This is a genomic window from Micromonospora sp. U21 (assembly GCF_018070045.1).
In the GTDB taxonomy this organism is placed as follows: Bacteria; Actinomycetota; Actinomycetes; order Mycobacteriales; family Micromonosporaceae; genus Micromonospora.
This window is the reverse complement of record NZ_JAGPYK010000001.1, coordinates 110,159-135,211: the sequence shown is the minus strand read 5'-3', so window position 1 is coordinate 135,211 and position 25,053 is coordinate 110,159. Positions and strand designations below refer to the sequence as shown.

General features: G+C 70.6%; 25 protein-coding genes, 2 tRNA genes and 4 pseudogenes. 11 read left to right on the top strand and 20 right to left on the bottom strand.

All coding sequences use genetic code 11. From position 1 onward, the window contains the following. Window positions 1–38 precede the first annotated feature (38 nt). Window positions 39–592, bottom strand: a pseudogene (locus KBX63_RS00700) (kinase). 74 nt (window positions 593–666) lie between these two features. Next, window positions 667–1,056: a hypothetical protein gene (locus KBX63_RS00695; RefSeq protein ID WP_210906750.1), complete on the bottom strand. Its 390-nt coding sequence runs from the start codon at window positions 1,054–1,056 to the stop codon at window positions 667–669. Between the two features lie 80 nt (window positions 1,057–1,136). Between KBX63_RS00695 and KBX63_RS00690 the strand changes: the two genes are divergently transcribed. Next, window positions 1,137–1,655 (top strand): MarR family winged helix-turn-helix transcriptional regulator, encoded by a 519-nt coding sequence (locus KBX63_RS00690; protein ID WP_210906747.1) that lies wholly within the window; start codon window positions 1,137–1,139, stop codon window positions 1,653–1,655. 413 nt (window positions 1,656–2,068) lie between these two features. Here KBX63_RS00690 and KBX63_RS00685 read toward each other — a convergent pair. Beyond that, a pseudogene (locus KBX63_RS00685) lies at window positions 2,069–2,281 on the bottom strand (replication-relaxation family protein); the annotation flags it as partial. Window positions 2,282–2,788: 507 nt separating this feature from the next. Between KBX63_RS00685 and KBX63_RS00680 the strand changes: the two are divergent. Further along, complete coding sequence (locus tag KBX63_RS00680; RefSeq protein ID WP_210906745.1) at window positions 2,789–3,301, top strand: HAD domain-containing protein; 513 nt, start codon at window positions 2,789–2,791, stop codon at window positions 3,299–3,301. 144 nt (window positions 3,302–3,445) lie between these two features. On the opposite strand, the pseudogene KBX63_RS00675 reads toward KBX63_RS00680, so the two are convergent. The 5 genes and pseudogenes from KBX63_RS00675 to amcA all read right to left on the bottom strand — a co-directional run. Continuing rightward, window positions 3,446–3,982 (bottom strand): annotated as a pseudogene (locus KBX63_RS00675) (kinase); the annotation flags it as partial. A gap of 15 nt (window positions 3,983–3,997) precedes the next feature. Continuing rightward, window positions 3,998–4,660 carry a pentapeptide repeat-containing protein gene (locus KBX63_RS00670; protein ID WP_210906741.1) on the bottom strand — a complete coding sequence of 221 codons (663 nt, stop codon included), beginning with the start codon at window positions 4,658–4,660 and terminating at the stop codon, window positions 3,998–4,000. 123 nt (window positions 4,661–4,783) lie between these two features. Further along, a pseudogene (locus tag KBX63_RS00665) lies at window positions 4,784–4,971 on the bottom strand (radical SAM protein); the annotation flags it as partial. Next, complete coding sequence (locus KBX63_RS00660; RefSeq protein ID WP_210906739.1) at window positions 4,968–5,318, bottom strand: hypothetical protein; 351 nt, start codon at window positions 5,316–5,318, stop codon at window positions 4,968–4,970. The gene KBX63_RS00660 and the pseudogene KBX63_RS00665, both read right to left, overlap by 4 nt. Beyond that, window positions 5,315–5,482, bottom strand: coding sequence for a multiple cyclophane-containing RiPP AmcA (gene amcA, locus KBX63_RS36205; protein WP_305798318.1), 168 nt, complete (start codon window positions 5,480–5,482; stop codon window positions 5,315–5,317). Before amcA ends, KBX63_RS00660 begins: the two co-directional genes overlap by 4 nt. A 422-nt stretch (window positions 5,483–5,904) precedes the next feature. Here amcA and KBX63_RS00655 point away from each other — a divergent pair, with 422 nt between their 5' ends. Beyond that, on the top strand, window positions 5,905–7,068 hold the full coding sequence (locus KBX63_RS00655; RefSeq protein WP_307871571.1) for a helix-turn-helix transcriptional regulator: 1,164 nt from the start codon (window positions 5,905–5,907) through the stop codon (window positions 7,066–7,068). Window positions 7,069–7,078: 10 nt separating this feature from the next. Then, complete coding sequence (locus KBX63_RS00650) at window positions 7,079–7,774, top strand: 5-formyltetrahydrofolate cyclo-ligase (protein ID WP_210906737.1); 696 nt, start codon at window positions 7,079–7,081, stop codon at window positions 7,772–7,774. A gap of 53 nt (window positions 7,775–7,827) precedes the next feature. Here the strand turns inward: KBX63_RS00650 and KBX63_RS00645 are convergent, their stop codons facing one another. The 4 genes from KBX63_RS00645 to KBX63_RS00625 all read right to left on the bottom strand — a co-directional run bounded on the left by KBX63_RS00645 (window position 7,828) and on the right by KBX63_RS00625 (window position 10,808). After that, window positions 7,828–8,688 (bottom strand): hypothetical protein, encoded by an 861-nt coding sequence (locus tag KBX63_RS00645; protein WP_210906736.1) that lies wholly within the window; start codon window positions 8,686–8,688, stop codon window positions 7,828–7,830. Between the two features lie 268 nt (window positions 8,689–8,956). After that, on the bottom strand, window positions 8,957–9,280 hold the full coding sequence (locus KBX63_RS00640) for a hypothetical protein (protein ID WP_210906734.1): 324 nt from the start codon (window positions 9,278–9,280) through the stop codon (window positions 8,957–8,959). A gap of 346 nt (window positions 9,281–9,626) precedes the next feature. Then, complete coding sequence (locus tag KBX63_RS00630) at window positions 9,627–10,286, bottom strand: hypothetical protein (RefSeq protein WP_247661426.1); 660 nt, start codon at window positions 10,284–10,286, stop codon at window positions 9,627–9,629. A gap of 446 nt (window positions 10,287–10,732) precedes the next feature. After that, a tRNA-Lys gene (locus tag KBX63_RS00625) sits at window positions 10,733–10,808 on the bottom strand. Window positions 10,809–10,995: 187 nt separating this feature from the next. On the opposite strand from KBX63_RS00625, the gene KBX63_RS00620 reads away from it, so the two are divergent. Beyond that, window positions 10,996–12,258, top strand: a complete 1,263-nt coding sequence (locus tag KBX63_RS00620) for an Ig-like domain-containing protein (RefSeq protein ID WP_210906732.1) — start codon at window positions 10,996–10,998, stop codon at window positions 12,256–12,258. Window positions 12,259–12,512: 254 nt separating this feature from the next. Next, complete coding sequence (locus tag KBX63_RS00615; RefSeq protein WP_210906731.1) at window positions 12,513–13,799, top strand: Ig-like domain-containing protein; 1,287 nt, start codon at window positions 12,513–12,515, stop codon at window positions 13,797–13,799. Window positions 13,800–13,934: 135 nt separating this feature from the next. Here the strand turns inward: KBX63_RS00615 and KBX63_RS00610 are convergent. Further along, window positions 13,935–14,007: transfer RNA gene (locus KBX63_RS00610), tRNA-His, on the bottom strand. A 186-nt stretch (window positions 14,008–14,193) separates the two neighbouring features. Beyond that, a complete protein-coding gene (gene orn / locus KBX63_RS00605; RefSeq protein ID WP_210906729.1) occupies window positions 14,194–14,784 on the bottom strand; it encodes an oligoribonuclease in 591 nt (196 codons plus the stop codon). Window positions 14,785–14,856: 72 nt separating this feature from the next. Between orn and KBX63_RS00600 the strand changes: the two genes are divergently transcribed. After that, window positions 14,857–16,125, top strand: coding sequence for a glycosyltransferase family 87 protein (locus KBX63_RS00600; protein WP_210906727.1), 1,269 nt, complete (start codon window positions 14,857–14,859; stop codon window positions 16,123–16,125). Window positions 16,126–16,157: 32 nt separating this feature from the next. Here the strand turns inward: KBX63_RS00600 and KBX63_RS36620 are convergent, their stop codons facing one another. The 4 genes from KBX63_RS36620 to KBX63_RS00580 form a co-directional block, all read right to left on the bottom strand. Continuing rightward, window positions 16,158–17,225, bottom strand: coding sequence for a hypothetical protein (locus KBX63_RS36620; RefSeq protein ID WP_374102175.1), 1,068 nt, complete (start codon window positions 17,223–17,225; stop codon window positions 16,158–16,160). Between the two features lie 151 nt (window positions 17,226–17,376). Continuing rightward, window positions 17,377–18,108 carry a YcnI family protein gene (locus KBX63_RS00590; RefSeq protein WP_210906725.1) on the bottom strand — a complete coding sequence of 244 codons (732 nt, stop codon included), beginning with the start codon at window positions 18,106–18,108 and terminating at the stop codon, window positions 17,377–17,379. A 17-nt stretch (window positions 18,109–18,125) separates the two neighbouring features. Continuing rightward, on the bottom strand, window positions 18,126–19,793 hold the full coding sequence (locus KBX63_RS00585) for a copper resistance CopC/CopD family protein (protein WP_210906723.1): 1,668 nt from the start codon (window positions 19,791–19,793) through the stop codon (window positions 18,126–18,128). A gap of 47 nt (window positions 19,794–19,840) precedes the next feature. Continuing rightward, window positions 19,841–20,476, bottom strand: a complete 636-nt coding sequence (locus KBX63_RS00580; protein ID WP_210906721.1) for a zf-HC2 domain-containing protein — start codon at window positions 20,474–20,476, stop codon at window positions 19,841–19,843. Between the two features lie 107 nt (window positions 20,477–20,583). Between KBX63_RS00580 and KBX63_RS00575 the strand changes: the two genes are divergently transcribed. Genes KBX63_RS00575 through KBX63_RS00560 form a run of 4 tightly spaced genes read left to right on the top strand, consistent with a single transcriptional unit; the run spans window position 20,584 to window position 23,513 of the window. Beyond that, window positions 20,584–21,174 carry a sigma-70 family RNA polymerase sigma factor gene (locus KBX63_RS00575; RefSeq protein ID WP_210906719.1) on the top strand — a complete coding sequence of 197 codons (591 nt, stop codon included), beginning with the start codon at window positions 20,584–20,586 and terminating at the stop codon, window positions 21,172–21,174. Window positions 21,175–21,206: 32 nt separating this feature from the next. Beyond that, complete coding sequence (locus tag KBX63_RS00570; protein ID WP_210906717.1) at window positions 21,207–21,731, top strand: MauE/DoxX family redox-associated membrane protein; 525 nt, start codon at window positions 21,207–21,209, stop codon at window positions 21,729–21,731. Then, entirely contained in the window at window positions 21,724–22,440 is a 717-nt protein-coding gene (locus KBX63_RS00565; RefSeq protein WP_210906715.1) for a thioredoxin domain-containing protein, read from the top strand. The genes KBX63_RS00570 and KBX63_RS00565 overlap by 8 nt, the downstream gene beginning before the upstream one ends. Continuing rightward, window positions 22,437–23,513, top strand: coding sequence for a hypothetical protein (locus tag KBX63_RS00560; RefSeq protein WP_210906713.1), 1,077 nt, complete (start codon window positions 22,437–22,439; stop codon window positions 23,511–23,513). The genes KBX63_RS00565 and KBX63_RS00560 overlap by 4 nt, the downstream gene beginning before the upstream one ends. Window positions 23,514–23,523: 10 nt before the next feature. On the opposite strand, the gene KBX63_RS00555 is transcribed toward KBX63_RS00560, so the two are convergent. Both KBX63_RS00555 and cbiQ read right to left on the bottom strand, forming a co-directional pair. Beyond that, window positions 23,524–24,282, bottom strand: a complete 759-nt coding sequence (locus KBX63_RS00555) for an energy-coupling factor ABC transporter ATP-binding protein (protein ID WP_210906711.1) — start codon at window positions 24,280–24,282, stop codon at window positions 23,524–23,526. Continuing rightward, a complete protein-coding gene (gene cbiQ / locus KBX63_RS00550) occupies window positions 24,279–25,049 on the bottom strand; it encodes a cobalt ECF transporter T component CbiQ (RefSeq protein WP_074317458.1) in 771 nt (256 codons plus the stop codon). Before cbiQ ends, KBX63_RS00555 begins: the two co-directional genes overlap by 4 nt. Window positions 25,050–25,053: the final 4 nt, after the last annotated feature.

The following is a 25,053-nucleotide window of genomic DNA, read 5'->3' as shown; positions in this document are numbered from 1 at the left end:
GACTCCGACGGCCGTTCCCCTGAAGAGTCTCCGACGAGTCACGGGACTGTCGGAAGCGCGTCGTCGTCGCGGCCGGCCTGGGCAGCCCGACCGCTGCGGCGATGACCACTACGGCGTCCTCCAGGACGGTGGTCTCCGGAATGACGAGTTCGTCGCGCCAGCCCAGCACGTCGTGTGCGGCGTACCAACTGCCCATTTCCTCGGCGGTGAACTCGGTGGCCTGCGGACGCGTGAGGTGCCGACGCAGAGTCTCCGGCAACGACACGTCCAGGTAGCAGAACAGCGACCGTCCCCGGTGGCCGTCGCGAAGCGCCGTCAACATCCGTCGGTAGTGGCGGGAGAACATGATGCCCTCCAGCACCACGTGGTAGCCGTGGTCGAGCGCGAACCGGACCGTCTGCTCGATCAACGCCGGCGCCGCGCCACCGGGCCGGCCCCGCTCGCGGAGCACGATGCGCCGCAGATGGTCCTGCTCGACCAGGGCGCAGCCCCGGCCGTGCCGGCGCCGCAGCTCCCGGGCGTTGCTGCTCTTGTCCGAGCCGGAATTACCGCGGACACAGACGAGGATCGTCTCCGGGGTACCGGTAGGAATGGGTTCAGGCACCACAGCGGGGAACTCTCAGGTCGGGACGAGCGCGTGCGGTGGGGTCGCACAGATACCGGGATTCAGGCTGGTGCAGCGGCGGGTGACGATTCGCGGAAGTGGAGCACGATCACGACGCCCAGGATGACGATGGCGAGCGGGTCGAACACCAGCGAGATGAGGTTCATGTCGGCTCGCATCCCGACATCGACGACGGTCAGGGCGAGAAACGCCGTCTTGGTGATGATGGCGGTCGCCGCCGCCGGCACTCTGGCCGGCAGGTAGAAGGCTCCCCAGATGATGGCCGCGCCAAGAGCCGCCTGCAGTACACCCCTGTGCTGGAGCAGCGCGGTGGTCATGCGGTCGGGATCAGCCAATCCGTAACTGCTCGCCAGTAGCCGCGGCCAGAACAAGGCAAGTGCGGGCGTTGCGGTGATCGCGCCGACGATGACGAGGATGACGCGCGTCTTCATGCGACTCTCCAAAGTGGGGTCGGCTGGGCTGATCGTCAGCCTAGCTGATAATCAGCCGGACGGATGATTAAGCTCGGGGGATGCGCTCATCCGAAGCCATCTCCTCCACCACCGGGTACCTCCTGCTGAAGTTGGCCGACCTCGCTGGCGCCAGGATGGAACAGGCGCTCCTGCCCTTCCGTATACGCGGTCGCGACCTGCGGGTACTGGCGTTCGTCCAGGACGGGGAACTGTCCCAGCGCGACCTGTGCCGGCAGACAGGACTCGACCGCACCACGATGGTCGCGGTCATCGACGAACTCGAGCGCAACGGGTACGTCCGGCGGGACCGCAGCCCCAGCGACCGCCGCAAACAGGCCATCAGCGTCACCGCAGACGGCAGCGCCACCCTGTCAGAAGCCCTCAAGGCAGTGCGCCGCACCGAGGACGACTTTCTCGCTGCCCTCCGCGAGGACGAACGGCGCCGGCTTCACCAACAGTTGTCCCTGCTCTACGCGGCCCACGATCCCCGGTGCCACACCGACGAGATGCTGGAACCCGGCACGTTACCCGCCAGTGGCGCCGGTGTCGTCGCCGGAACGCGCCAGAGCGAGGGCTGAACCAGCTGGTCACCCGGGAGTCGACCGATGATCAACAGCCCGATCGAGTCACCGAACACCAGGCATCGAAGGCACAGCTGAGGTCGGCCGTGTCCGCACTGATGAAGATCGTCTCCAGGTGCGCAGCTACGCAGAGGCGACCACTTCTTGGAGCGGGTCAGCCGCCAGGCGGTCCTACAGCTGACCCGCGGGCTCCTGTCGAGGCCGCGGAACGCCCTGCCCCAACGGGGCATGGGCCGACGCGTGCTGGGCCGTCGAGGGTTACCTACCGTGGGTCGAGTGTCATCCGTCCAGGCCAGCCGTACAGCAGCAGCTGGAACGGACGCGCGCGTCTTTCCGCGTCCTACAAGAGGCCGGACCGGATGGCGGACCGACCCGGCGTCGGACAACCATCGGGACGGGGACCGGACACGGTACGAGCCGCGGTCGGCCCGCTGCGGCCGGAACCGGGCCACCAACCGCAACCGGTACAGGGTCCGCAGCCGCCGCTGGCAGAAGTCCAACGATGGGAACAAGGCGTTCGCGAGCTGGAACGACGTCAACACGCCGTGGTCGTACAACCAGCCCAGCAGCACACGGTCACGGCCGGTCAGCTGGGACTGGACCCGAAGGATTGGACCATCCACCGGCTGTCACCTCCTCTCCGGGTAGGGGATGCCAGCCCCAGGGGAGAGACCCGAGACCAGGCAGGGTCTGTCGCAGGACAAGCCGACGGCGCTGACAGCCGGGCTGGCCTGCGGTGTGAGAGGAACAGGGGGTCGGTTCGGGGGTCCGGCTGAAGACTGACGTCAACGCTGACGTCAAGCCCGACTCCCGAACGGGGATCAAGCCGGAACTCGTCGCTGCCAATGCCTATGGCAGTAGGTGAAGGTGTCGGCGAAAGCACGAGAACTCCTTGTTTGAGGGTGTGAATTGTGGTGTTGCTGTGTGGTCGGGTCACCGGCGCCGCCGGAGCGGAAAGGATTCGGTGAGATGCACCCCGGCACCGCCCCTGCCGTGGTCGCCGTCGGTGGCGCACGCCTGCCGGCACGGAGCAGCAGCGAGAAGAATGGCCTCAAGGCGGTGCGGGCGCCTTTTCACCGAGCGCGGAGGTAGCCGTTGGCGGGGTGAGGGCTAGCCTCCCGGGTCATGTCATGTCCGCCCCTGCGTCGCGTCCATTGCTGTTCCTTGACGTGGACGGCACCCTCATCCCGTTCGGCACACCCAGGGCGGCTCAGCCGGGCATGCCGCATGGCCACACCCAGGGAACGGTCCTATCGGCCGACGCCCATCCCCTGCTGCACAAGGTCGATCCAGAACACGGCCGCCGGCTGAAGGCCCTGCCATGTGATCTGGTGTGGGCGACGACCTGGATGAGCGACGCGAACGACGTGCTCACGCCGCTGCTCGGGCTGCCGACCCTGCCCGTCGTGGAATGGCCCGACTCCGACGACGCAAGCGTCCTGCACTGGAAGACCCGTGGACTGGTCGAGTGGGCGCAGGGACGCCCCTTCGTCTGGGTCGACGACGAGATCTCCCACGCCGATCAGCAGTGGGTGTCGACTCATCACCACAGCCCGACCCTGTTACATCGAGTCGACCCACGTCGCGGGCTGACCGAGCATGACTTCACTGTCGTCGAGAACTGGCTCAGGCGGGCGCGGTAGGGCGAGCTCCATGCCATCGCAGTCGCCGTACTTGGCGGGCTGTCTGGCCACTCAGGGCTGATGTTGGCGAACGGTGCGCCGGAACGGCACCGGTGGCCGGCTGAGCTGCTCTACGGGGACGGAACGCTCGCAGGCAAGTCGTGCATCGCGTCCGGTCTGGGGTAGCCCAGCCACAGCGGCGATGGTCTTGACGGCCTCGTTCAGTCCGGTGGTCTCGGGTAGGACGAGTTCGTCGGGCCAGTCCAGGACGTCATGGGCGGCGTACCAGCCGCTCATGTGCTCGGCGGTAAACTCATCGGCCTGCGGGCGAGTGAGGTGCCGGCGCAGGGTCTCGGCCAGGGGCACGTCGAGATAGCAGAACAGCGACCGGCCGCGGTGGTCGTCCCGTAGAAGGGTCAGCATGCTTCGGTAGCGGCTGCTGTGCATGATGCCCTCCAGCACGACGTGATAGCCGTGGTCAAGCGTGAACCGAACGGTCTGCCCTATCAACGCCGGTGCCGCGCCGCCGGGCTTGTCCCGCTCGCGCAGCAGGATGCGGCGCAGGTAGTCCTGCTCGACCAGGGCGCAGCCCCGGCCGTGGCGGCGTCGTAGCTCCCGGGCGATGCTGCTCTTGCCGGAGCCGGAGTTGCCCCGGACGCAGACGAGGATCGTGTCCGGGCTGCCAGTGGGTTGAGCGAGCACGACGCTTCCTCGGCTTCAGTCGTTGCGCACGGTGAGTTTGAGGGCGGCGACGGTCAGCTGGGTGAGGTCAGGAAGTTGGTCCTCGCCGAGGGTGACGCCGCACAGGTTGTCCAGCGGCGTCTTGAGGCCCTGGAGCCGGTTGCCCCGCAGGTCTGTGCCGTCGAGGTGGCAGGAGCCCAATTCCAGTCCGGCGAGGTCACATGACCGCAGCGCGATGCGAGGTAGTCGGCAGGAGGACCACGCTCCGTTGGTGAGAGTGCAGTCGGTGAAGGCAACCGAGCCGGCGGCGGTGACGCGTTGGAAGGTGGCGTAGTCGAAGCGGCAGCCGTCGAACAGGACGTCCTTGAGGCGTACGTCGGTGAGTCTGGTGCCGGTGAACCGGGAGCCGGTGATGGCGCAGCGTTCGATGGTGATGCCGGTCAGGGTCGCGCCGGAGAAGTCGGTGCGGGTGATCTCGCAGCCGTAGAGGCTGCCCGCTTCCCAGGTGCTCTCGCTCAGGTCCACGCCGGTGATCAGGCTGCTGCGGATGCTGACGTCCTCAAGGTGCGAGCCGTGCCACGCTGCGCCCTCGACGAGGGCCTCGGTGAGGCCGCCGGCCAGGTCCGTCGTGGTGTCGAGGTCGCCCGGTTCGAGGTCCGGCAGAAGAACCTTCACGTCGCCGATCGTGGTGGTGCGCATGTGTCCTCAACCTGCGTGGGCGCGGGATAGGCACGCCACCCCGCGGCTGTTTGACGGTTTCGCCTCGTCACGAGGACGCGGAGGTCGTGCCGAACTGGCCAGCGCTCAGCGGGTGCGCTCGCAGTTCAGTTGCTCGATCGACGCGGCGCACGCTTCCGCGACCGGAATTGTCATGAGCGGGACCTCCGGTCGGGCAGGTAGCAGTAGGTGCAGTCCAGGTTGCAGAAGGCGGTGGGCTGCAGGACGAGGGTAAGGAACGTACCGGTGGTCGCCGGCCGCCCTACGGCACTGATGACACCGATGCCGCTCACGGTCTTGTCTCCTCGGTCTGCGCGAGGTCGGTCGTGGTGATCTGGTAGGAGCGGGTGTGGCGGGCGGGCCAGCCGAGGAAGCGGTCGAACATGTCGGCGGCGGTGCCCGTCGTGGTGGGATTGAGCTTGTGCAGGTCGTCGATGGCGTCGTGGAGACAGCCGGCCAGGTAGAGGAACAGGCTGACCGGGCTGCCGTCGTACTCGGCCAGGAGATTGAGCTTGGCGCGACCGCAGGGCCACGGCTGCCCACAGGTGCGGCACAGCCACAGCGGACGCAGCGACAGGTGCTCCCTCTGCCCGGAGGTGAGGCGGTGCGCCGGGACGCGGCGCGGCTGCTCGTCGGTCATGGGTGGTTGCTCTCTCGGGCCCGCTGCTCGAACAGTTGACGCCACACGTGGGTGAGCAGCGGCGGATCCGCCACCCGCGTGTGCGCTTGCGAAGCCGCAGGTGCCGGCGGGCCGGGATGCCACGGCCGACCGGTCGTCGCGTTACGCGAGACGTACACCGTCATGCCCGCTTCCCCACCGGGACTCGTCCCAGGGAGCGGTGGGCCCGCCGGGGGATAGGCGAGCCCACCGCCACACGGCGGCGGTCGGGAGCAGACCGCCGGTCACCCGCCCACGCAGCCCTCATGGCGGTACGCAAACGGGGAGTCACCCGCACGCGAGAGGAAGTGCAGTGCGGCGATAGCAACCAATGATCCAGACCAACCTTCTCCGCAAATGTCCCGGTGCGATCGCGCTTGTCGATGCTCACCTCGTACCCCCGCTCGCTGGTTCGTGCCTGGAGTGGCCGCGCATGCGTCCAGACAACCGCCGGGGGCAGCCGGTTCCCAGCGCGGCAACGGCGCAGAACTGACGCATCCCCATTGCGCCGACGGGCGTGAGCTGGATGAATGGGTCCGTAATGACCGGCGGCGGAGGGAGCGGGCACGTGGCGGGCAAGCGCCGGCACCGGCTGGCCCAGCGCCGCAAGGCAGTCGGTCTGAGCCAGGAACGCCTCGCCGAAGCCCTCGGCGTCGACCGCTCCACCGTCGTCCGGTGGGAACGGGCAGAAACCGACCCGCAGCCCTGGCACCGACCGCACCTCGCCGCGGCCCTCAGTCTGTCGATCGAGGAACTGGCTGACCTCCTGACCGACACGGGCCAGCCGCCGTCACCGCCGGACGAGCGACTCGGCTACGTCCTGCGCCATCCCGGCCATGTCGACCTGGTCGCCGTCGCGTACCTGCGGGAACGCGTGCGCCACCTCGACGAGCGCTACGACCGCACACCCTCGACACTCCTGCTCGCCGAGGCCGGGCAGTTGCACGGTCAGGCGACCTTCCTGGAGAGCAACAGCAGCGGGCAGGTCCGGCGTGAACTGGCGGCAGCCGTCGCCGAGTCCGCGACGCTGATGGGCCAGCTCGTCTGGGACGCTTCCCAGCGCCGCGACCATGCCACCAGCGTCACGTACTTCGACCAGGCGATCAGCGCCGCCCGGGAAACACGCGACGTCGTCACCGAGGCCAACGCGCTGCTCCGCAAGAGCTACCTCGCCCTCTACGGCACGAGGCAGCCGACCGTCGGCCTCGCCCTGACCACGCGCGCCGCGGCCACCAGTCACCGGGACAGCCATGTCGTCGCCGGCCTCGCCCAGCTGCACCGCGCGGAGGCGCACGCTATGCTCGACCAGGCCCGCGACTGCTCCGACGCACTCGGCCGGGCCGAGGCTCACTTTGCCAGCGTGGACGCAGACGACCCGGCCGTCGCCCTCTTCTGCCCCAGCCATCACGCGCGGCTCGCCGGCTCCTGCTGGCTGTTCCTAGGCAAGCCGGATGCGGCCATCTCCGCGTTGGAGACCGCTCGACATCTGGTCGCCACGAGCCACAAGTCCACCGCCGTCGTCCTCGGCAACCTCGCTCTCGCAAGCATCCTCCAGCGCGACGTCGAGGCCGCCACGTCTTACCTGCACCAGGCCGTCGATGTCATCGAGAGGACCCGGGCTGGCGGGGGTCTCACCCTCGCCTTCGCCGCCGCCCGGCATCTGCGCCCCTGGCGCGATGAACCCCTGGTCCAGGCCGTCGACGACCGACTCCTCACCCTCATGGCCCCGTAGGAGCACCAACGTGACCAGACTCGATGACATCGGCCAGGCCAAGCACGCCGTTCGGCAACACGTCTGGGACCTACTCGAACGCGAAGGCGCCGCTCCACCTGGCGTCCACGGCCACATCCCCGACTTCGCCGGCAAGGAAGATGCCGCAGCCCGACTCGCCGAGTTGGATGTCTGGAAGCAGGCGCGGGTCATCAAGTGCAACCCCGACCGCGCCCAACTGCCCGTCCGGGTACGCGCCCTTCAAGAGGGCAAGCTGCTCTACATGGCGGTACCGCGACTCGCCACACCCAAACCCTTCTACCTGCTCGACCCGACGGTTCTGACGGTCTCGTTTGAGACTGCCGCCACGAGCACCGGCGCGCTGGAGATCGCCCCGACAGTCGGCCCCGACGAGATGCGACCGGTTGACCTGATCGTGTGCGGCAGCGTCGCTGTCAGCCGGCGGGGCGGCGTACGAGTCGGCAAGGGCGCCGGCTACTCCGACCTGGAGATCGCCCTCCTCGCCGAGGCTGGACTCGTCACCACGCACACCGCCATCGCCACCACGATCCACCAGACCCAGCTTCTTGACGAGAAGCTACCCCGCGCGGGCCATGACTTCAGCGTCGACTTCGCAATCACTCCAGACGAGGTGGTGGCCTGCGCGCCCGAACGAGAGCGACCGCCCAGCATCAGATGCTGCGCCGTCCCACCCGTGGTGAACTAGCCCCGCCGCCAGCAACGATGACAAGCCCGAAGTACACCCTCTAAGACACCCACTCAATGCGCGAACGTCCCGTTGATCGCCCAGATGGTTGACTGCTGTCGCTGAAACTCGCCGCCGAGCTTGAAGTTCGCCTTCGACACGTCAGCGGCCAGCTCGCTGGTCACCGAGAAGTCGTCCTTATAGGTCACCTGCAGCTCGAACGACCGCAGCCCGTGCTTGATCCGCTGCCGGGCGATCTCCTGCCAGGCGTCCTCGTGCGGGAACCAGACCAGATCCGGCGGGATGACTGGTTCGGCGGACCCGTCGAGCTCGGCCGAGTACAGGAACTCGCGATTGCGAGACTCCTGGTTCGCTACCTTGGCATCGACGCCGTCCGCAGCCGGCAAACCCAGGCGAAGGCCGGCGGAGAACTCTCGTCCCCATCCCTGCACTGCGGAAACTTTGATGGAGGTCGCACCAAGGCTGGTCACCAGCCGCAAAGCCTCACTGAACTTGTGTTCAAAGGCCCGCCGGTGAAAATCAGCGAGCGGGTAATAGGCAGCAGGCCGGGCCGGGTGCCCGACGTAGACCGTGTCGAACAGCGGATGCCCGAGCGGCAGTTGCAGGCCAGCGATCTCTGCTGTGCGCAGCCGAAGCACTTGCCCCGCACGGGGACCTGGCGACGACGACTGCTTCAACGCCACCGCTGCACCAACCGCGACCGCTGCACCGGCGACCGCCAGAGCTACCGCCGGGCGGGTCAGGAAGAGGTGAAGAGGAAAGAAGTCCGTCTTTGAATTCCTGCCGCTGGTCTCGACGGCGGTCTGGTCCGGTCCGGAGGCAGCGTCAGGCCGCTGGCGGTGAGCCAGGATCTCCTCGTCACGCTGCACGACGATCAGCTGCCGTTGGGCGTACGCGAGCGCGAGCACGTCCACAGCTTCCTCCGTCACCGGGCTACCCCCTGCTGTTCCGGATGCCCTGCCGCTATCCAGCATCAGGGGCCACTTACAACATCGCCCGAATGAAGTTCCGCAGGTCAGCAGCCTTCCGCCGTCGGACTTGCGGGCTGGATTGGGGCGGCACGCGACACCATTCGGGCGCACAGACCATAGCGCCACGGCATCGACCATCAAGACAACGACACGCAGGATGGGTCGTTACCTCACGGTTTTGCACCCACAGCTTGGAACCAGGCGGAGCTGCCTACTCTTCGTCCGGGTCCTCATCGTCACCGGCCACAATCTTCGCTGCATCCGGCTGTACCGGTGCCGGTTTCGGCGCTCCCAGGCCGACCGAGTCGAGCGCCCCGTGCAGGCTTTCCCTCAGCTGCTGCGCCACATCCCGCTTGCCCTGGTTGTAGGCAAGTTCGGCTGCAGCGCCGCCAGCTGCACCGGCGCGGTAGTAGCCGCCCCAGATCTCGGCCCAGCGGTAGTCGCTGTTGTTGTTGTCGATGCGGACGACCCAGTAGACCTTGCCGACCTTGCGGACGGTCCAGTAGGTGCCGTCGGACGTGTAGTCGCGAGCCATAGGCGCACCTTAGGGAAGTCCATGTCTGTGCGGATCCACCGAATTACCGCTAGCAACGAGCCCATTATCCGGTATGAGAAGGCTGAACTCTCATCGCCAGAGGCGATACTCCGTACGGCCGTTGCTTGCTCCTCAGGATGCCCGACCCATGGCGGCTCCCACGCATTCGCTTACTACGGCCCGGCTACCTTCGAATCATCGGGGATCGCTCCGGCTGAAGGAGGGAAGTCGATCAGTCGATGGCGTGCGGTGCCCGCCGCCGGGATCCTCCACACCTGCTCGTGCGGCCCATGGTAGTGCAGTAGGTCGACGGTGGCGCTCGCGATCGGCGCCCGCAACGGCCGGCTCACCAGATCAGCGACCAGGTTGGCCTCCCGGGCCGCGTCCGAGCGATGACCAGCACTACGCCGACCGGCAAGACCGGGTCGGTGCGCCGATAGCCAGCCAGAACAGCACCGAGCCCGACAGTTGACCGCTCTCGTTCGGCGATCACCTCACCAATCGGGCCGGGATCGACGTGCACCAGGAATCGCAGACAACGGCCGTCCTGCAGCCACACGCCGTACCCGTCAGCACGCAGATGTGCCAGGCCCCGCTCCCGCAGCCACACCGACGTGTCCAACGTCGTCAACCACTGGAACAGCCCACACCGGGCGGGATCCTGGCGTGACACCGCGAGCAGCGGCAGGAACAGCAGGTAGTGCGCCGCACCCCAGTCCCGCTGGCCCAGACGTAACGGCACCGGCCGCCCCGACAAGACGAGTTCACGATCCAGCAGTTCGGTCCCCTCCCCGGTGATCCTGTACCACCAGGCGTGCGCCCGGTCCTCCGCCGACCGCTCCCGGCCCACCAGGCCCACGGTGTGCAACCAGGTGAGGTCCCGGTGCGCGGTCAACCGCGGCACCCCCGCCGCCACCGCGATGTCGCTCGTGGTGGCCCAGCCGTGCAATGCCAGGAACGACAGGATCCGCCACCGGCGCGGGGTTAGCTCACGACCTCCGGCCACCCATCGATGATCCCCCACCCCGTCGACGCCGCACCATCCCGGCGATCCGGGTGCCGCGGTGACCCCCGAGGGAACTCCCGCACCCTCAAAACGGGGTTTGTGAGACGTTTTCCATGATCACTGTTCACTGAATCAGCCGAAAAGTTGACGACGGAAGCCACAGAACCGGCATACCGCGTTCCGCCAAGATAACCGGGCCTCGGCTCCGAGCCCATGCGAGAACCGCCCACCGAACCGATCCGGAACCACCGACAGCCGCAACCCCAGGCCGCCCGACCATCCCCCGCCGGCAGCCACCAACCGGCGTCCCGGAGCACCCCGCCGCGTCCCACCGACGCCGCCCCGGTCCATCGGCTCCCGAGCACCCACCGAGCCACCGCCGCCCGCCAGCAGACACGAAAAAGGCCCTGCCCCAGTGTGAACCACCAGGTCAGGACCTTGATCGTTGGTGCGCCGCCAGGGACTCGAACCCCGAACCCGCGGATTAAGAGTCCGCTGCTCTGCCAGTTGAGCTAGCGGCGCTCGTCGGCAACGGAGAGAACATTAGCACCCCGCCGAGCCGGGCTCCAATCCGGTTACCCGGGTCCCCCCTTCGGTCGAGCTTACCGGGCAGAAGGGTTCAAATCGGCCACCCCGTCCGCGACGGGGGCGTGCGTCGACGTGGTGATACGGCACGATGTCCGCCAGGTACGCGAGAACAGAGGTGGGGATGGCACGGTTCACGCGAGCCGGGGCGGTGGTGGGCGCTCTGACCCTGGTGGCGTCGCTGGCACTGACCGCATGCGGCGACGAGCAGAAGAAGCCGGAATTCGTCGGCGGGACCGGGCCGAGCGCGAGTGCCGAGCCTGGCACGGCGGAGCCGACGACGTCGGCCGCGCCGAGCGTGCCCGCGTTCACGCTGAGCCCGGGCGACGGCACGAAGAACAAGCCCGTGAGTACGGAGATCAGCGCGAAGCTCCCGGACGGCGCGAAGGTGTCCACGGTCACCCTGACCGCCGCGGGCGGCGGCGCGGTCGCGGGCACGCTGCGCACCGACGGCTCCGCCTGGGTGCCGTCCGCCCCGCTGAAGTACGGCACCCGCTACACCGCCACGGTGACGGCGACCGGAGCCGACGGGACGAGCAGCCAGGGCACGAGCAGCTTCACCACGATGGCCAAGCCCAGGTCGACCATCGGGTCCGGCCTCTACCTCTTCGACGACAAGAGCTACGGGGTGGCCATGCCGGTGGTCACCGAGTTCCACCCGGGCATCCCGAAAAAGGACCGGGCGGCGGTGCAGAAGCGGATGTTCGTCCGCACCGACCCGCCGCAGCCGGGCGCGTGGCACTGGGTCGACAACGGCACGCAGGCCTACTACCGGGCGCCGGAGTACTGGCAGCCGGGCACCACCCTCACCGTACGGATCGCCCTGGCCGGGGTGCCGTTGAGCAACGGCCGCTACGGCGACGTCGACCGCAAGGCCACCGCCAAGATCGGCCGGTCGTTCGTGATGAAGGTCGACAACGCCACCAAGAAGATGACGGTGTACGAGAACGGCGCGCTGGTCCGCACCGTGCCGGTGAGCCTGGGCAAAAAAAGCACCCCGTCGTCCAGCGGCACGATGGTCGTGATGGAGAAGAAGGAGGCCACGACCTTCGACACCCGCGACGACCCGGACCCGGCCAACCGCTACGTCACCGACATCGAGTTCGCCCAGCGAATCACCTGGGGTGGCGAGTACATCCACGCCGCGCCCTGGTCGGAGCACGTGCAGGGGCGGCGGAACGTCTCGCACGGCTGCGTGAACGTGTCCATGGCGAACGCCAGGTGGCTGTTCAACAAGACGCGGATCGGTGACCCGATCACGGTGAAGGGGACCGAGCGCAGGCTCGCCGCCGGCAACGGCTGGACGGCGTGGAGCCTGAGCTGGTCGGAATTCGTCAAGGGCAGTGCGCTGCCGGTGCCCGCGGGTGGGTCCGGCCCGGCGCTCTGAGCCGTACTCCCGTCTGACGCCGGCCCGTGCGACCGCACGGGCCGGCGCGTACCCTTTGCACTGCCCGCGACGCGACGGCGCCCGCGGCGACCCCTCAGTCCCGGCACGGAGACGAGTCAGGCTCACGAAACGCCGGATCTTAACAAAAATCCGGCATCATCCTCGGCGTGTTCCGGTTCACCCTCTGCAACCGGGGCCAGTCCTGGTGCGTCAGTAGGAGACGATGGGTCAGGGACCACGACTGTGAGGGAATCATGCGAGCTAGCCAGGACCAGCTGATCCGGCCCGGTGGGCGACGCCGCGTGTTCGCGGCGGCGCTTCTCGCCGTGGCGCTGGCCTTCACCTCCGCCTGCACGGACGGCGACGGCGGTAAGCCGTCCTCGTGGCAGGGCGGCAGCGAGAGTCCGGCGCCGAAGGCGACGGCGACCATCAGCGAACCGGCGACCGACGCCAAGGACGTGCCAGCATCCACCGGCATCACCTTCACCACGAAGGACGCCGTCGAGACCGCCGTCGAGCTCAAGGACGCGGCCGACAAGGCGGTCGAGGGCACCCTCACCGCGGACGGCAAGACCTGGCTGCCGGCCGGGGCGCTGGAGTACGGCACCCGCTACACCGCCACGGTGACCGCCACCGGTGACGACGGCCGTCCGGCCACCGCCACCAGCACCTTTACCACCATGGCGAAGCCGGGCAATCAGGTGCGGGTGAGCAGCTTCCTCGGCGACAACCAGGTGGTCGGGGTCGGGATGCCGCTGATCGTGAAGTTCAGCCGGGCCATCCCGGAGGACTACCGCGACGACGTGCAGCGCCGGATGACGGTGACCTCGACGCCCGCGCAGGGGGGCATCTGGCACTGGGTCAGCCCCACCGAGATCCGGTACCGGCCGAAGGAGTTCTGGAAGGCCAACAGCAAGGTCTCCTACCGGGTCCAGGCCGGCGGCCTGCCGATGGGTGACGGCTGGTACGGCCGCGCCGACCTCACCGTGGACATCAAGATCGGCGCAGCGGTGGTCATGACGGTGGACAACAAGACCAAGCGGATGACGGTGACCCGGAACGGTGCCGCGGTGAAGACCATCCCGGTGAGCCTGGGTAAGAAGAGCACCCCGTCGTCCAGCGGCACCATGGTGGTGATCGAGAAGCTGCGCAAGACGGTCTTCGACACCATGGAGGAGCTGGGCCCCGAGGAGGGCTACCGCACCAAGATTGACTTCGCCCAGCGGCTCACCTGGGGCGGGGAGTTCATCCACGCCGCACCCTGGTCCGAAGGCCAGCAGGGCAGCACGAACGTGTCACACGGCTGCGTGAACGTGTCGATGGCCAACGGCGAGTGGCTGTTCAAGAACACCCAGATCGGCGATCCGATCACCGTCAAGGGCACCGAACGCAAGCTCCAGAACGGCAACGGCTGGACCGACTGGAACATGAGCTGGGACGAGTACGTCAAGGGCAGCGCGCTGCCGTACGAGCCGCCCGCCGACCCGGACACCTCGCCGACCCCGGACGCCGGCACCCCGACGCCGACGCCGACCGCCTGAGGCAGCCGAAACGACGAAAGCCCCCTCCGCGGAGGGGGCTTTCGTGTGTGGTCACTCCACCCGCGACCCTGTGATCTTCGATCCCGCAAACGGCTCAGGCCCCCTCGCCGGAGGGGGCCTGAGATCCACTAGCTGGGTGACTGATGGGAATTGAACCCACGACAACCGGGACCACAACCCGGTGCTCTGCCAACTGAGCTACAGCCACCATGCCGCCATCGCCCGGTCGATCGCTCCGGGCGGGGTGCGGACCAATAATAGCCACACCACGGCGGACGCCGTCCAGCGGGTTGCCGGCTCCGCCCGGCGACACCCGCCAACGCCGCTCCCGAGGTCAGGAAGGGCCCCTTCCTATGCACCAGGCGTTAACAAGGTGCCCTTCCTTCGCGGTGGGTCAGAGGTCGGCGGCGATGCCTTTGGCGGTCTCCACGTCCGGACCGGGCAGCGGGACGAAGATGGTCCGCCGGTAGTACTCCAACTCCCGGATGCTCTCCCGGATGTCGGCCAGCGCGCGGTGCGCCAGGCCCTTCTGCGGCTGACCGAAGTACACGCGGGGGTACCAGCGGCGGCACAGCTCCTTGATCGACGACACGTCGATCATCCGATAGTGCAGGTGCGAGTCGAGGCGAGGCATGTCCCGCGCGATGAAGCCCCGGTCGGTGGCGATCGAGTTGCCACAGAGCGGCGCGGTACGCGGATCCTTGACGAAGCCGCTGACGTACTCGAGCACCCGGTCCTCGGCCTCGGCCAGGGTCACCGCCGATCGGCGCACCTCCTCGGTGAGGCCCGACTTGGCGTGCATCGTCCGGACGATCTCCGGCATCGCCTCCAGCGCGGCCTCATCGGCGTGGATCACCACGTCGACGCCGTCACCCAGCACATTGAGGTCAGGATCGGTGACCAGTGCCGCAACCTCGATCAGCTTGTCCCTGCCGAGGTCCAAACCGGTCATCTCACAGTCGATCCAGACGAGGAGATCAGCCACCGGGACAGCCTACGCGCCGCCCACGACCCGCGGCTGCGCGCTCTCGACCGAGCAGCCCGCTAGGGTTTCGGGGTGCCAGCCGAACCCGTCGCACCGCCCGCCGTCACCGACGAGGACCCCGGCGGCCGGACGGTCCGCCGACTCGTCGCGGTGGTGGCGCTGGTCGCCGTACTTCCGGCGCTCTACCTGCCCGGCCTGGTGCACAACTTCTTCGACCTCAAGATCTACATGTCCGCTATGGACTGGTGGACCGCGGGCAACCCGCTCTACGACTACGTCCAGCCGGACCGGGTGCAGGGCGAGCTGTACTTCACCTACCCGCCGTTCAGCGCGCTGCTGCTCTGGCCGTTCGGCCTGATCCGGCTGGGCGCCACCGTGACGATCTTCACGGTGCTCACCCTGCTGGCCGTGGTGGTGACCACCCGGTGGCTGATGACGCCGGTGATCGCCCGGCACAACCTGCCCCGGACCTTCACGCTGACCGTCGCCGTGCTCCTGGTGCTGGCGGTGGAGAGCACCCGCGAGACGATCACCTTCGGGCAGATCAACATGCTGCTGGTCGTGCTGATCCTCACCGACCTGCTGTTCGCCGTGCCGCAGGCGCGGCGCTGGGCCGGGGTCGGCATCGGGCTGGCGACGGCGCTCAAGCTCTTCCCGGGCATCTTCATCGTGTACCTGCTGGCCACCCGGCGGTGGCGGGCCGCGGCGGTGGCGAGCGCGACCGCGGCGGCGGCGACCCTGCTCGCGGCGGCGATCGCGCCCGGCGACTCGTGGCGTTTCTGGACGCAGGAGCTGTGGGACAACGACCGGGTCGGCCGTACCGACTACACGGGTAACCAGTCGCTGTTCGGCCTGCTCAGCCGGTTCAGCGCTCCGGAGAAGCCGGACCGGCTGCTCTGGCTGCTGGTGGTCGCCGTGGTGGCCGGCTACGGGCTGTGGCGGGCGGTCCGTGCCGCCCGGGCGGGCGACGTGTTGACCGGCCTCACCCTGACCGGCCTGGTCGGCGCACTGGTCAGCCCGATCACCTGGACCCACCACATCTACTGGTTCGTGCCGGCGGTGGTTCTGCTCGCGGACGCGGCGCTGCGCGCGGACCGGTCGGACGAGGTGCGCCGGCGACGGTGGCTGGCCGGGTTCGCGGTGGGCACCACGGCCGTGATCATCTACGGCGTGGTGTCGTTCCACGACTGGGGCGTGGCTCCGGTCCGCACCGACGACCCGGTGGACTTCCTGCTGCGCAACGGCTATGTGCTGCTCAGTCTGCTGTTGCTGGCGACCCTGCCGGTCCGGCCGAGGCGCCAGGTGGAAAAGTCGCACCAAATGGACGGATCTCCCCAGTAGCGACGATCGGCGCTAATCTGGTCTCACCTACCTCAAGCGTCGCTCGGGTAGCACCGATCCCCCGGTGAGGGTGGCCCTCCGCGTCGGCAGCGCGGTGGGCCACTCGCCGTTTCGTCCACCGCCACCGGCCGGGCCGTCGGCCCCGGCGTGGCCGGTGGCCAGGCCAGGCTCAACGCCACCTCCGGCGGACGGGGCAGCCGGGCCGGCGCCTCCAGGTCGGCGAGGGTGCTCGGCCGGGCCGGTTCGGCGCCGATCGCCGGCCGGGGCCGCTCACCCGCACCGGAGCCGACCGGGGTGAGCTGCCGTCCGGCCGGCAGCGACCGCGCCCCTCCGGCGTCCCCGACGGACGGGGCGCCCAGCCCACTCAACGAACTGACTCCGAGCCGGCCGGCGAGCACCGGCACCTGGTCCGGCTCGACCACGAAGACCACCTCACGCGGGCGCGGCGTGCGCAGCAGGAGCACCGCCGCGCCCACCACCAGCAGCACCCCGACCGCCAGCAGTCCCAACGTGGCCGGGGTGGTCCAGCCGGCCCGCAACTCGGCGCGCAGATCCAGGGCCAGGTCGCGACCGCCGTCCGGCCGCATCACCACCAGGCTCATCGGCTCGCCCGCCAGGTCGTCGGCACTCCACTCCAGCGAGCCGATCCCCTCCCGGACCCAGAACGGGCGACCAAGGGGGGTGACCGGCACGGCGGTGCTCGGGGTGTCGGCGGCCGGGCCGGCCGGGTCGAGCCGGACGGGCAGCGGACCCCGCGCCAGCGCCACCCGCCGGACCGAGGCGTGCGGCACCGGCTCCAGCCAGCGGCGTACCTCGGCGGTGGGCGCCAGCCCCAGGAAGGCCGGGCCGTCCGGCGTGCGGGCGTCCAACTGCAGCCGGGTCTGCGCGGTACGCGCGAACGGCGCCTCCTGACGCAGCAGCCGGTCGAGGTCGGTGACCACGACCGCGTGGCCGGGCGTGCGGACCGTCTCGAACCGGGCGGCGAAGGTCCCACCGGGGTCGGCGTGCCGGGTCACGAGCCAGAGCGCGCCACCGGCGAACAGCGCCGGAATCCCGATGACCAACAGCAGCACTCCGGCGATCCCCCGCACGAAACGCATTCGCACCGTCCCCCTCCGTAGCCAGATACCCGGCCGACCTTACCGACGTACACCGTCTGATCAGGGGATATCCGCAGCACGGTCGGTCCGGGCCCCGTAAAGCACGCTGGCTCGCCGGATTTCCCGGCGAGCCAGCGGGTGTGCGGTGGGGTCAGGACTTGGTGACCGGCTCCCGACGGGTCCGGGCGAACGCCAGCCCGCCCAGCACCAGACCGGCGAGGCCGGCGACCAGACCGGCGACGCCGAGGCCGACCGCGGTGCCCTCGCCCTCATCGTCGTCATCGTCGGTCGTCGCGACGGCTGCCGCGGCCGGCGCGGCGGACGCCGAGGGCGCCGCGGCGGTCAGGGCGAGCACCGGCGCCGGGTGCTCCGGCTCCTCGCCGCCCGGGGTCGGCTCGTCGATCCAGCGCACCACGTTGCCGTCCGAGTAGGTCTGCAGGGTCTTGAAGACCATCGAGTCGACCTTCGGCAACGGACCCATCGAGACGGGGAATTCCTGGAACTGGCCGGGCTTCACCGCCGCGTCGCCGGTGGCCGTCCAGGTGAGCTTGGCCACCGCCTCGGTGATCGGGCTGCCGTGCACCTCGATCGGCGGGTCGACCTTGCGCTTCTCCACCGCCAGGGTCCAGCCGGGCACCGGCATGGTCGACACCGAGCCGATCGGAGCGTTCTCCGGCAGCACCACCTCCAGCTTGGTGGTCGACGCGGTGTCGCTCTCGTTGGGCACGCGGAAGGCCACCCGGGCGTAGCCGCCCTGGGTCGCTTCCTTCGGGTTCACCGTGACGTGGGCGGAGGCCGGCCCGGCGAAGCCGAGCACGGCGGTCGCGACGGCGGTGAACGCCAGGGCGGTGGCGGCGGTGGCGGTACGCCGGAGACGGGTCATGGGTTTCGGGAACCTCTCTAACGGATGGGCACGGTGGCGGTCACCGTGGCCTGGTCGATGTCGGACGTGCGAACGGTGATCTTCAGTTGCCAGTCGCCGGCGGCCGGCAGGCTGACGTCCCCGTAGGCGTGGTTGTCGGTCAGCGGCAGCAACGGGACCTCGATCGGCTCGATCCCGGCCGAGGGCAGCGCGGCGGTCGCCCGCCACTCCGCCACCGGCAGCGGCTGGTTGTCGTCCTTGCCGTACGCGTACAGGTGCATCGAGTTGTTGCCCCGCTCGGCCGGGTCCAGTTCGACCTGGAGGGTGAAGAGCGGGCTGGTCAGGGTGGTGGAGAAGAGACCGGCCTGGGTGCCGGACGGCTCGGCCACGGCGGTCCGGGCGGGCGTGGTCTGCACCAGGGTCGCGGACAGGCCCAGCACCACGACGGTGACGGCCAGCTCCACCAGGACCGCCCGGCGCACCGGCACGGGCCGCTGCGCCGCGGTGCGCCGGCGCACCAACTGCCGGGAGTACGCGGCCACGGCGATCACCAGCGCGAACAGCCCGATCTTGGCCAACAGCAGCCGCCCGTACGTGGTGTTGACCAGGGCGTCGAAGGTGGCCACCTCGATCAGCGCCTGGACGGTGCCGGCCAACAGCAACGCCGAGACGGCGAGCGCCGCCCAGCGCGACCAGATCGGCAGGATCGCGCCCAACTCCCGCTCGTCGGCCTGGCGCAGCAGGAAGCCCGCGAGCATCAGCAGGCCACCCAGCCAGACGGCCATGCTGCCCAGGTGGACCGCGTCGACCACCACGGAGACCGCCGGGGCCGGGGAGGCCGCCGGGTGCCCGGCCAGCGGCCAGGTCAGCAGGGCCGCCCCGCCGAGCACGGCCAGCATGATGCCGTCGGTGCGCCCGGACGGCCGGGTCAGCAGCGGCCGGAGCAGGAACGCCGCGGCCGCCAGCAGGCCGAGCCGGACCAGGTGGGCGGCGCCGAAGGCGCTGCCGAACACGCTGCCGAACCCCTCGCCGGTCACCTCGAAGAGGCCGCCGCCAGCGGTGTAGGGCACCTGCAGCCACAGGTCGGCGAGGGTGGCGACCGCCACCAGACCGAGGCCGGTCCAGGCCAGGCGGGCCGGTCCCCGCCGGGACAGCCGTCGTGGCCACAGCGCGGCGAGCACCAGCGCCGGCCCGACCAGCAGCACCAGGCCGGCGTACCCGAGGAAACGGGCCACCTTCACCCCGTTGCCGACCACCGGGTTGGCCCGGCTGTCGTCACCGGAGTCGACCGGCGGTGTCGAGGGCGCGCCGACCGAGTAGGTGAACGCGCCGGAGACCGGGTGGCTGTCGGCGGAGATCACCCGGAAGCTGACCAGGTAGGTGCCGCGCTCACCGGCCGGATCGACCGGGATGGTCACGGCGGCGCCGTCGAAGCTCGGCTCACCCCGGTCGGCCCGGGAGCCGTCCGGTGCGATGACGCGGATCTTGCCGGGAACCTTGCGGACCGACTCACTGAACGTGAGGACCACCTCGGCCGGCCCGCTCGGCACCACCGACGAGGCGGCCGGGCTGCTGCTCTGCAGCACGGCGTGCGCGCTGGCCGGGGTGGCCGGGGCGATCAGCAGGGCGACGACGGTGACCAGGAGGCCGGCGACGGCGGCCAGTCGGGCGAGCCAGCGGCGGGGGGCGACAATCATGCCCGCCATGCTCGCCGACCGGAGTGGATCCCGGCGACCCGAGTCGGTCGGGCGGCTCACCCGCGCCCTGCCGCCAGCGTCGGAGTGAGCGGCCGGTCTTCTCCGCCGCTGCGACCCAGCGCCCACAACAGCCCCGCCTGGACCACGGCGGCAAGGTGGCCGACCTCGTGCACCAGCGCGGTGGTCGAGTTGGCGATGTCCACCACACTCGTGCCGGCCAGGCAGACCGCCAGCACCAGGGCCACCGGAAGGAAGGCCCGGGCCCGCTCGGGCCGCCAGGCGGCCAGTGCGAAACCCACCGCCAGCGCCACGTCGAACGAGGCCATCTCCCGGCTGGTGTGCGGGTCCACCGACACGCCGAGCCCGGCGAACAGGATCGGCAGCGCGATGGCCAACTGCGCCACCGCGGCAACCGCCACCGCGATCCGCAGCACCTGTCGGCGGGCCCGCCGGACGGCGGCCGGGCTTCGGTGGGCGGGATCGGCGGCGACCGCGGCCAGCACCGCCGCGGTGAGGTCGGGCACCTCCACCGGCTGCACCCGGACCAGCCGGGTCACCTGCTCGGCGCGGGCCAGCCAGGCGCGGCAGCCGGCGCAGGTGGCGGTGTGCGCGTCCAGCGCCGCCGGGGACGCCTGCGGGTCCTCCCCGTCCAGGCGCGCCGACAGCGCCGCGCGTACGTGGTCGCAAATCATGACGGGGTAGTCGGCCCATGGCGGGGAAAAGTTCCCGACGTGGCGCAGAACATCCAGGGGTCGAAGGACTCTGCCGGCGCGCCGGGCGCCGCGTAACCTGGTTTGTCGTGATCCCCGTCCCGCGTGACACCGGTGCCGCCGGTCCGGCCGACCCGGCCGGTGGCGTCGCCCGGGATCCGGCCACCGAGTGGGCGTTGACCGCGCGCGACGGCGACCCGACCGCCCAGGCCGCGTTCGTCCGGCTGACCCAGGTCGAGGTCTGGCGCTTCGTCGCCGCCCTGGTCGACCCGGACAGCGCCGACGATCTGACGCAGGAGACGTACCTGCGGGCGTTCCGGTCGCTGCCGGCGTTCGAGGGTCGCTCCAGCGCCCGTACCTGGCTGCTCGGCATCGCCCGGCGGGCCTGCGCCGACCACCTGCGCACGGTGATCCGCCGCCGCCGGCTGGACGACCGGCTCGCGGCGAACGCGTACACCGACCGGCCGCACCCGGACCCGGCCGGGCAGCTCGGCGCCGCCGACCTGGTTCGCCGGTTGAGCGCCGAGCGGCGGGCCGCGTTCGTGCTCACGCAGCTGCTCGGCCTGTCGTACGCCGAGGCCGCCGCCGTCGAGGGGGTGCCGGTGGGCACCATCCGATCCCGGGTCGCCCGGGCCCGCGACGAGCTGGTCGAGGCGGTCGGCGACGCCCTGACCGGCTGAGCCGGGAACTTCCGGTGGAGACGGGACGACCAATGACCGTGACAGCACCTTCCACCCACGCCGGTCGCTGGGCCGCCGGCCGGCCCTGGCTCGGCGTCGCGGCCCGACTCGGCCTCGCCGCCGTCTGGCTGGTCGCCGGCGCGTCGAAGGTCGGCGACCTGGCCGCCTCCGGCCGGGCCGTGAACGCCTACCAGGTGCTGCCGTACGACGTGGCGACCGTGGTCGGTGCCGCGCTGCCCTTCGTCGAGTTGGCGCTGGGCGTGCTGCTGTTGCTCGGCCTGGCCACCCGGCTCAGCGCGGGAGTCTCGGCCGCGCTGCTGGTGGTCTTCATCGCGGGGATCGCCTCGGCCTGGGCGCGTGGCCTGGCCATCGACTGCGGCTGCTTCGGCAGCGGTGGGCAGCTCGCCGAGGGGCAGGCACCCAGTTACCTCCCGGAGATCCTGCGCGACCTGGGATTCTTGGTGCTGGCCGGTTTTCTACTGATCTGGCCGCGTACGCCCGTCTCGGTGGACGGGTGGTTGTCCGGTGAACCCGCCGTGGAGGACGAGGATGAGTAGTCGCAAGGGGCAGCGGGACGCGGCCCGGGTGGTCCGCCAGCAGCTGGCCCGCGAACGGCGTCGCCGCCGCACCATCTGGGTCTCCGCCGCCGCGGTCGCCGTGCTGGTCATCGCCGGCCTGATCGGCTGGAGCGTCTGGTCCAGCCAGCGCTCGGACGACTTCACCACGCCGCCGGGAGCCAACGCGGACGGCACCGGCATCGTCACCGGCGGCGGACCGGTCACCGTCGACGTCTACGAGGACTTCCTCTGCCCGGCCTGCAAACAGTTCGAGCAGACCAGCGGGACGACCCTGGAGCAGTTGGTGGCCGAGAACAAGGCGAAGGTCGTCTACCACCCGGTGGCGTACCTCAACCGCTTCTCCACCACCGAGTACTCCACCCGCTCCTCGGCCGCCTCCGGCTGCGCCGCGGCCGGCGGCAAGTTCCGCGAGTACGCCAAGGCGCTCTTCGACAGGCAGCCGCCGGAAGGCAGCGCCGGGCTCACCGACGACGAGTTGATCGACATCGGCGCCGGGGTGGGGCTCGACCGGGGTTCGTTCGGTGTCTGCGTCAAGGACCGCACGTACCAGACGTGGACCGAGCACGTCACCGACGAGGCGAGCCGCAGCGACGTCACCGGCACACCGACCATCCTGGTCAACGGTCAGCCGCTCGCCGACCGCAGCCCGCAGGGCCTCACCGCGGCCGTGGCGGCGGCCGGCAAGTGATCCGTACCCTGCTGGCCCGCGCCGGCCTGGTCGCCACCGCCGCCTGCGCGGCCACCCTGCTCACCGCGGCACCCGCCGCCGCGCACGGCGCCGACGCCCCGGACGGCACCGACTACCGCACCCGGACCACCGGCGTCACCCCGGCCCGGCCCGGGCTGGAGGTACGGGTGGTCGAGGCGGGCGCCCGGCTGGAGCTGACCAACCGCACCGGCCGCCCGATCGAGGTGATCGGCTACTCCGGTGAGCCGTACCTGCGGGTCGGCCCGGACGGGGTCTTCGAGAACACCCGCTCCCCCGCCACGTACCTGAACCGCACCATCGCCGGGGACACCGCGCTGCCCGCCGAGGCCGACCCGGCGGCCGCCCCGTCCTGGCGGCGGATCGCCGACGGGACCACGGTGCGCTGGCACGACCAGCGCGCGCTGTGGCGGGAGCCGACGCCGCCGGACGCGGTACGCGCCGCGCCGGACCGCGAGCACCGCGTCCGGGACTGGACGATCCCGCTGCACGACGGCGCCGACCCGGTACAGATCCGCGGCACGCTGGACTGGCTGCCGCCACCCGACGCGTACACCTGGTGGGCGGTGACCATCGTGGGCCTGCTCGCGGTGGGCGCGCTCGGCCTGCTCGCCGCCGCCGCGCCGGCCGGCGCCCGCGCGCTGACCGCGTTGGGCGTGCTGCTGATCGCCGGCGGCGCCGTCGCCGTGCTCTACCCGGTGGGCCGGGAACTGGACGCCGGCGCCCAGGGACTGGGTGGGGTGCTGGTCGGGCTGCTGTCCGGGCAGGTCTGGTCGCTGCTCACCGGCCTCGGCGCGATCGCCGCCGGTTGCTACGCGCTGGCCCGCCGCCCGGCCGCCGACTTCGCGGTGGCGCTGGCCGGGGCCTGCCTGGCGCTCTTCGCCGGGGTGGCGAACGCCGCGGTGTTCGCCCGGTCCGTCGCGCCAGTGCCCTGGCCGGCCGAGGTCGCCCGGGTCATGGTGGCTCTGGTGCTGATCACCGGCGCCGGCGCGACCGCCGCCGGCGTCCTCCGCCTGCACGCCGCCTCCCGAACCCCCACCCCCGCCGGGACCTGACCCGCGCCGGTCAGTGGCGCGGGGCGAAGCCGTACGGGAGTTCCAGGCGGTGGCGGGCGAGGAGCGTGGAGTCGGCCAGCAGGTCCAGGGTGGGGGCATCGGCGACGATCCGGCCACCGTCCAGGATCACCGAGCGCTGACACAGCTCCGCCGCGTACGGCAGGTCGTGCGTGACCATCAGCAGCGTCACCGGCAGCTCCCGCAGAATCTCGGCCAGCTCACGCCGTGCCGCCGGGTCCAGGTTCGACGACGGCTCGTCCAGCACCAGGATCTCCGGGTGCATGGCGAGCACGGTGGCCACCGCCACCCGGCGGCGCTGACCGAAGGAAAGGTGCTGCGGCGCCCGGTCCCGGTGCTCGCTCATCCCCACCGCGGCGAGCGCCTCGTCCACCCGGGCGGCCAACTCCGCCCCGCGCAGGCCCAGGTTGGCCGGCCCGAACGCGACGTCCTCCGCCACGGTGGGCAGGAAGAGCTGGTCGTCGGGGTCCTGAAAGACGATGCCCACCCGGCGACGCACCTCGGACAGGGTGGCCCGGTCCGGCGTCACGGTCAGGCCGCCGACGCTCACGCTGCCCCCGGTCGGGGTGAGGATGCCGTTGAGGTGCAGCACCAGCGTGGTCTTACCGGCGCCATTGGGCCCGAGCAGCGCCACCCGGTCCCCGCGCGGCACCGTCAGGTCCACCCCGTGCAGGGCGACATGCCCGTCCGGGTACGCGTACCGAACGCCACGAACGTCCAGCGAGACAGCGGTCTGCACGACACCGATCATGTCAGCACGACGGCGGTGGCGGCGATGGAGGCCGCCACCACCGGCACGGTCGCCGCGACCAGCCACTGGCCGGCGGTCGCCGCGCCGTCACCCTGCCACACCTCGGGCATCCGCCCCGAGTAGCCCCTGGACAGCATCGCCAGGTAGACCCGCTCGCCGCGTTCGAAGGCCCGCAGGAACAGCGCCCCGATCCCGGCGGCGAAGCCCCGCAGCTGCCACAGGAAACGCGGATCGTCACCCCGGGAGATCCGGGCCACCCGCATCCGTCGCGCCTCGCCGACCAGCACGTCGAGGTAGCGCAGCATGAACGTGGCGATCTGGGTGAGCACCTGCGGGCAGTGCAACCGGTCCAGCCCGACGATCAGATCCCGGGTGGTGGTGGTCGCGGCGAGCAGCAGCGAGGCGAGGACGCCCAGGGTGCCCTTGGCCACGATGTTCCACGCGCCGTGCAGCCCGTCCTCGGACAGCCGCAGGCCCAGCACGTCGACCCGCTCGCCGGCACCGAGGAACGGCAGCGCGACGGCGAACAGCACGAACGGCAGCTCGATCAGCGCCCGGCTGAGCAGCCACCGCGGCCCCACCCGGGCCAGCGCCGCCACCGCCGCCACCAGCAGGGCGTACGCGCCGAAGGCCCAGAACGCGGCGCGCGGGGTGGCCACCACGGCGACCGTGAAGACCACCATCGCCACGATCTTGACCTCGGGCGGAAGCCGGTGCACCGGCGAGTCGGACTCCCGGTACAGCACGTGCCCGTGACCGGCCCCCATCCGC

Excerpts from the sequence above, each read along its gene's own strand:
- KBX63_RS00565 (WP_210906715.1), top strand. The coding sequence starts at position 21,724 with ATGAGTAGTCGCAAGGGGCAGCGGGACGCGGCCCGGGTGGTCCGCCAG.
- KBX63_RS00555 (WP_210906711.1), bottom strand. The coding sequence starts at position 24,282 with ATGATCGGTGTCGTGCAGACCGCTGTCTCGCTGGACGTTCGTGGCGTT.
- KBX63_RS00620 (WP_210906732.1), top strand. The coding sequence starts at position 10,996 with ATGGCACGGTTCACGCGAGCCGGGGCGGTGGTGGGCGCTCTGACCCTG.
- KBX63_RS00585 (WP_210906723.1), bottom strand. The coding sequence starts at position 19,793 with ATGGCGGGCATGATTGTCGCCCCCCGCCGCTGGCTCGCCCGACTGGCC.
- KBX63_RS00640 (WP_210906734.1), bottom strand. The coding sequence starts at position 9,280 with ATGGCTCGCGACTACACGTCCGACGGCACCTACTGGACCGTCCGCAAG.
- KBX63_RS36620 (WP_374102175.1), bottom strand. The coding sequence starts at position 17,225 with ATGCGTTTCGTGCGGGGGATCGCCGGAGTGCTGCTGTTGGTCATCGGG.
- KBX63_RS00680 (WP_210906745.1), top strand. The coding sequence starts at position 2,789 with ATGTCCGCCCCTGCGTCGCGTCCATTGCTGTTCCTTGACGTGGACGGC.
- KBX63_RS00570 (WP_210906717.1), top strand. The coding sequence starts at position 21,207 with ATGACCGTGACAGCACCTTCCACCCACGCCGGTCGCTGGGCCGCCGGC.
- cbiQ (WP_074317458.1), bottom strand. The coding sequence starts at position 25,049 with ATGGGGGCCGGTCACGGGCACGTGCTGTACCGGGAGTCCGACTCGCCG.
- amcA (WP_305798318.1), bottom strand. The coding sequence starts at position 5,482 with ATGACGGTGTACGTCTCGCGTAACGCGACGACCGGTCGGCCGTGGCAT.
- KBX63_RS00690 (WP_210906747.1), top strand. The coding sequence starts at position 1,137 with ATGCGCTCATCCGAAGCCATCTCCTCCACCACCGGGTACCTCCTGCTG.
- KBX63_RS00695 (WP_210906750.1), bottom strand. The coding sequence starts at position 1,056 with ATGAAGACGCGCGTCATCCTCGTCATCGTCGGCGCGATCACCGCAACG.
- KBX63_RS00580 (WP_210906721.1), bottom strand. The coding sequence starts at position 20,476 with ATGATTTGCGACCACGTACGCGCGGCGCTGTCGGCGCGCCTGGACGGG.
- KBX63_RS00615 (WP_210906731.1), top strand. The coding sequence starts at position 12,513 with ATGCGAGCTAGCCAGGACCAGCTGATCCGGCCCGGTGGGCGACGCCGC.
- KBX63_RS00660 (WP_210906739.1), bottom strand. The coding sequence starts at position 5,318 with ATGACCGACGAGCAGCCGCGCCGCGTCCCGGCGCACCGCCTCACCTCC.
- KBX63_RS00670 (WP_210906741.1), bottom strand. The coding sequence starts at position 4,660 with ATGCGCACCACCACGATCGGCGACGTGAAGGTTCTTCTGCCGGACCTC.
- KBX63_RS00590 (WP_210906725.1), bottom strand. The coding sequence starts at position 18,108 with ATGACCCGTCTCCGGCGTACCGCCACCGCCGCCACCGCCCTGGCGTTC.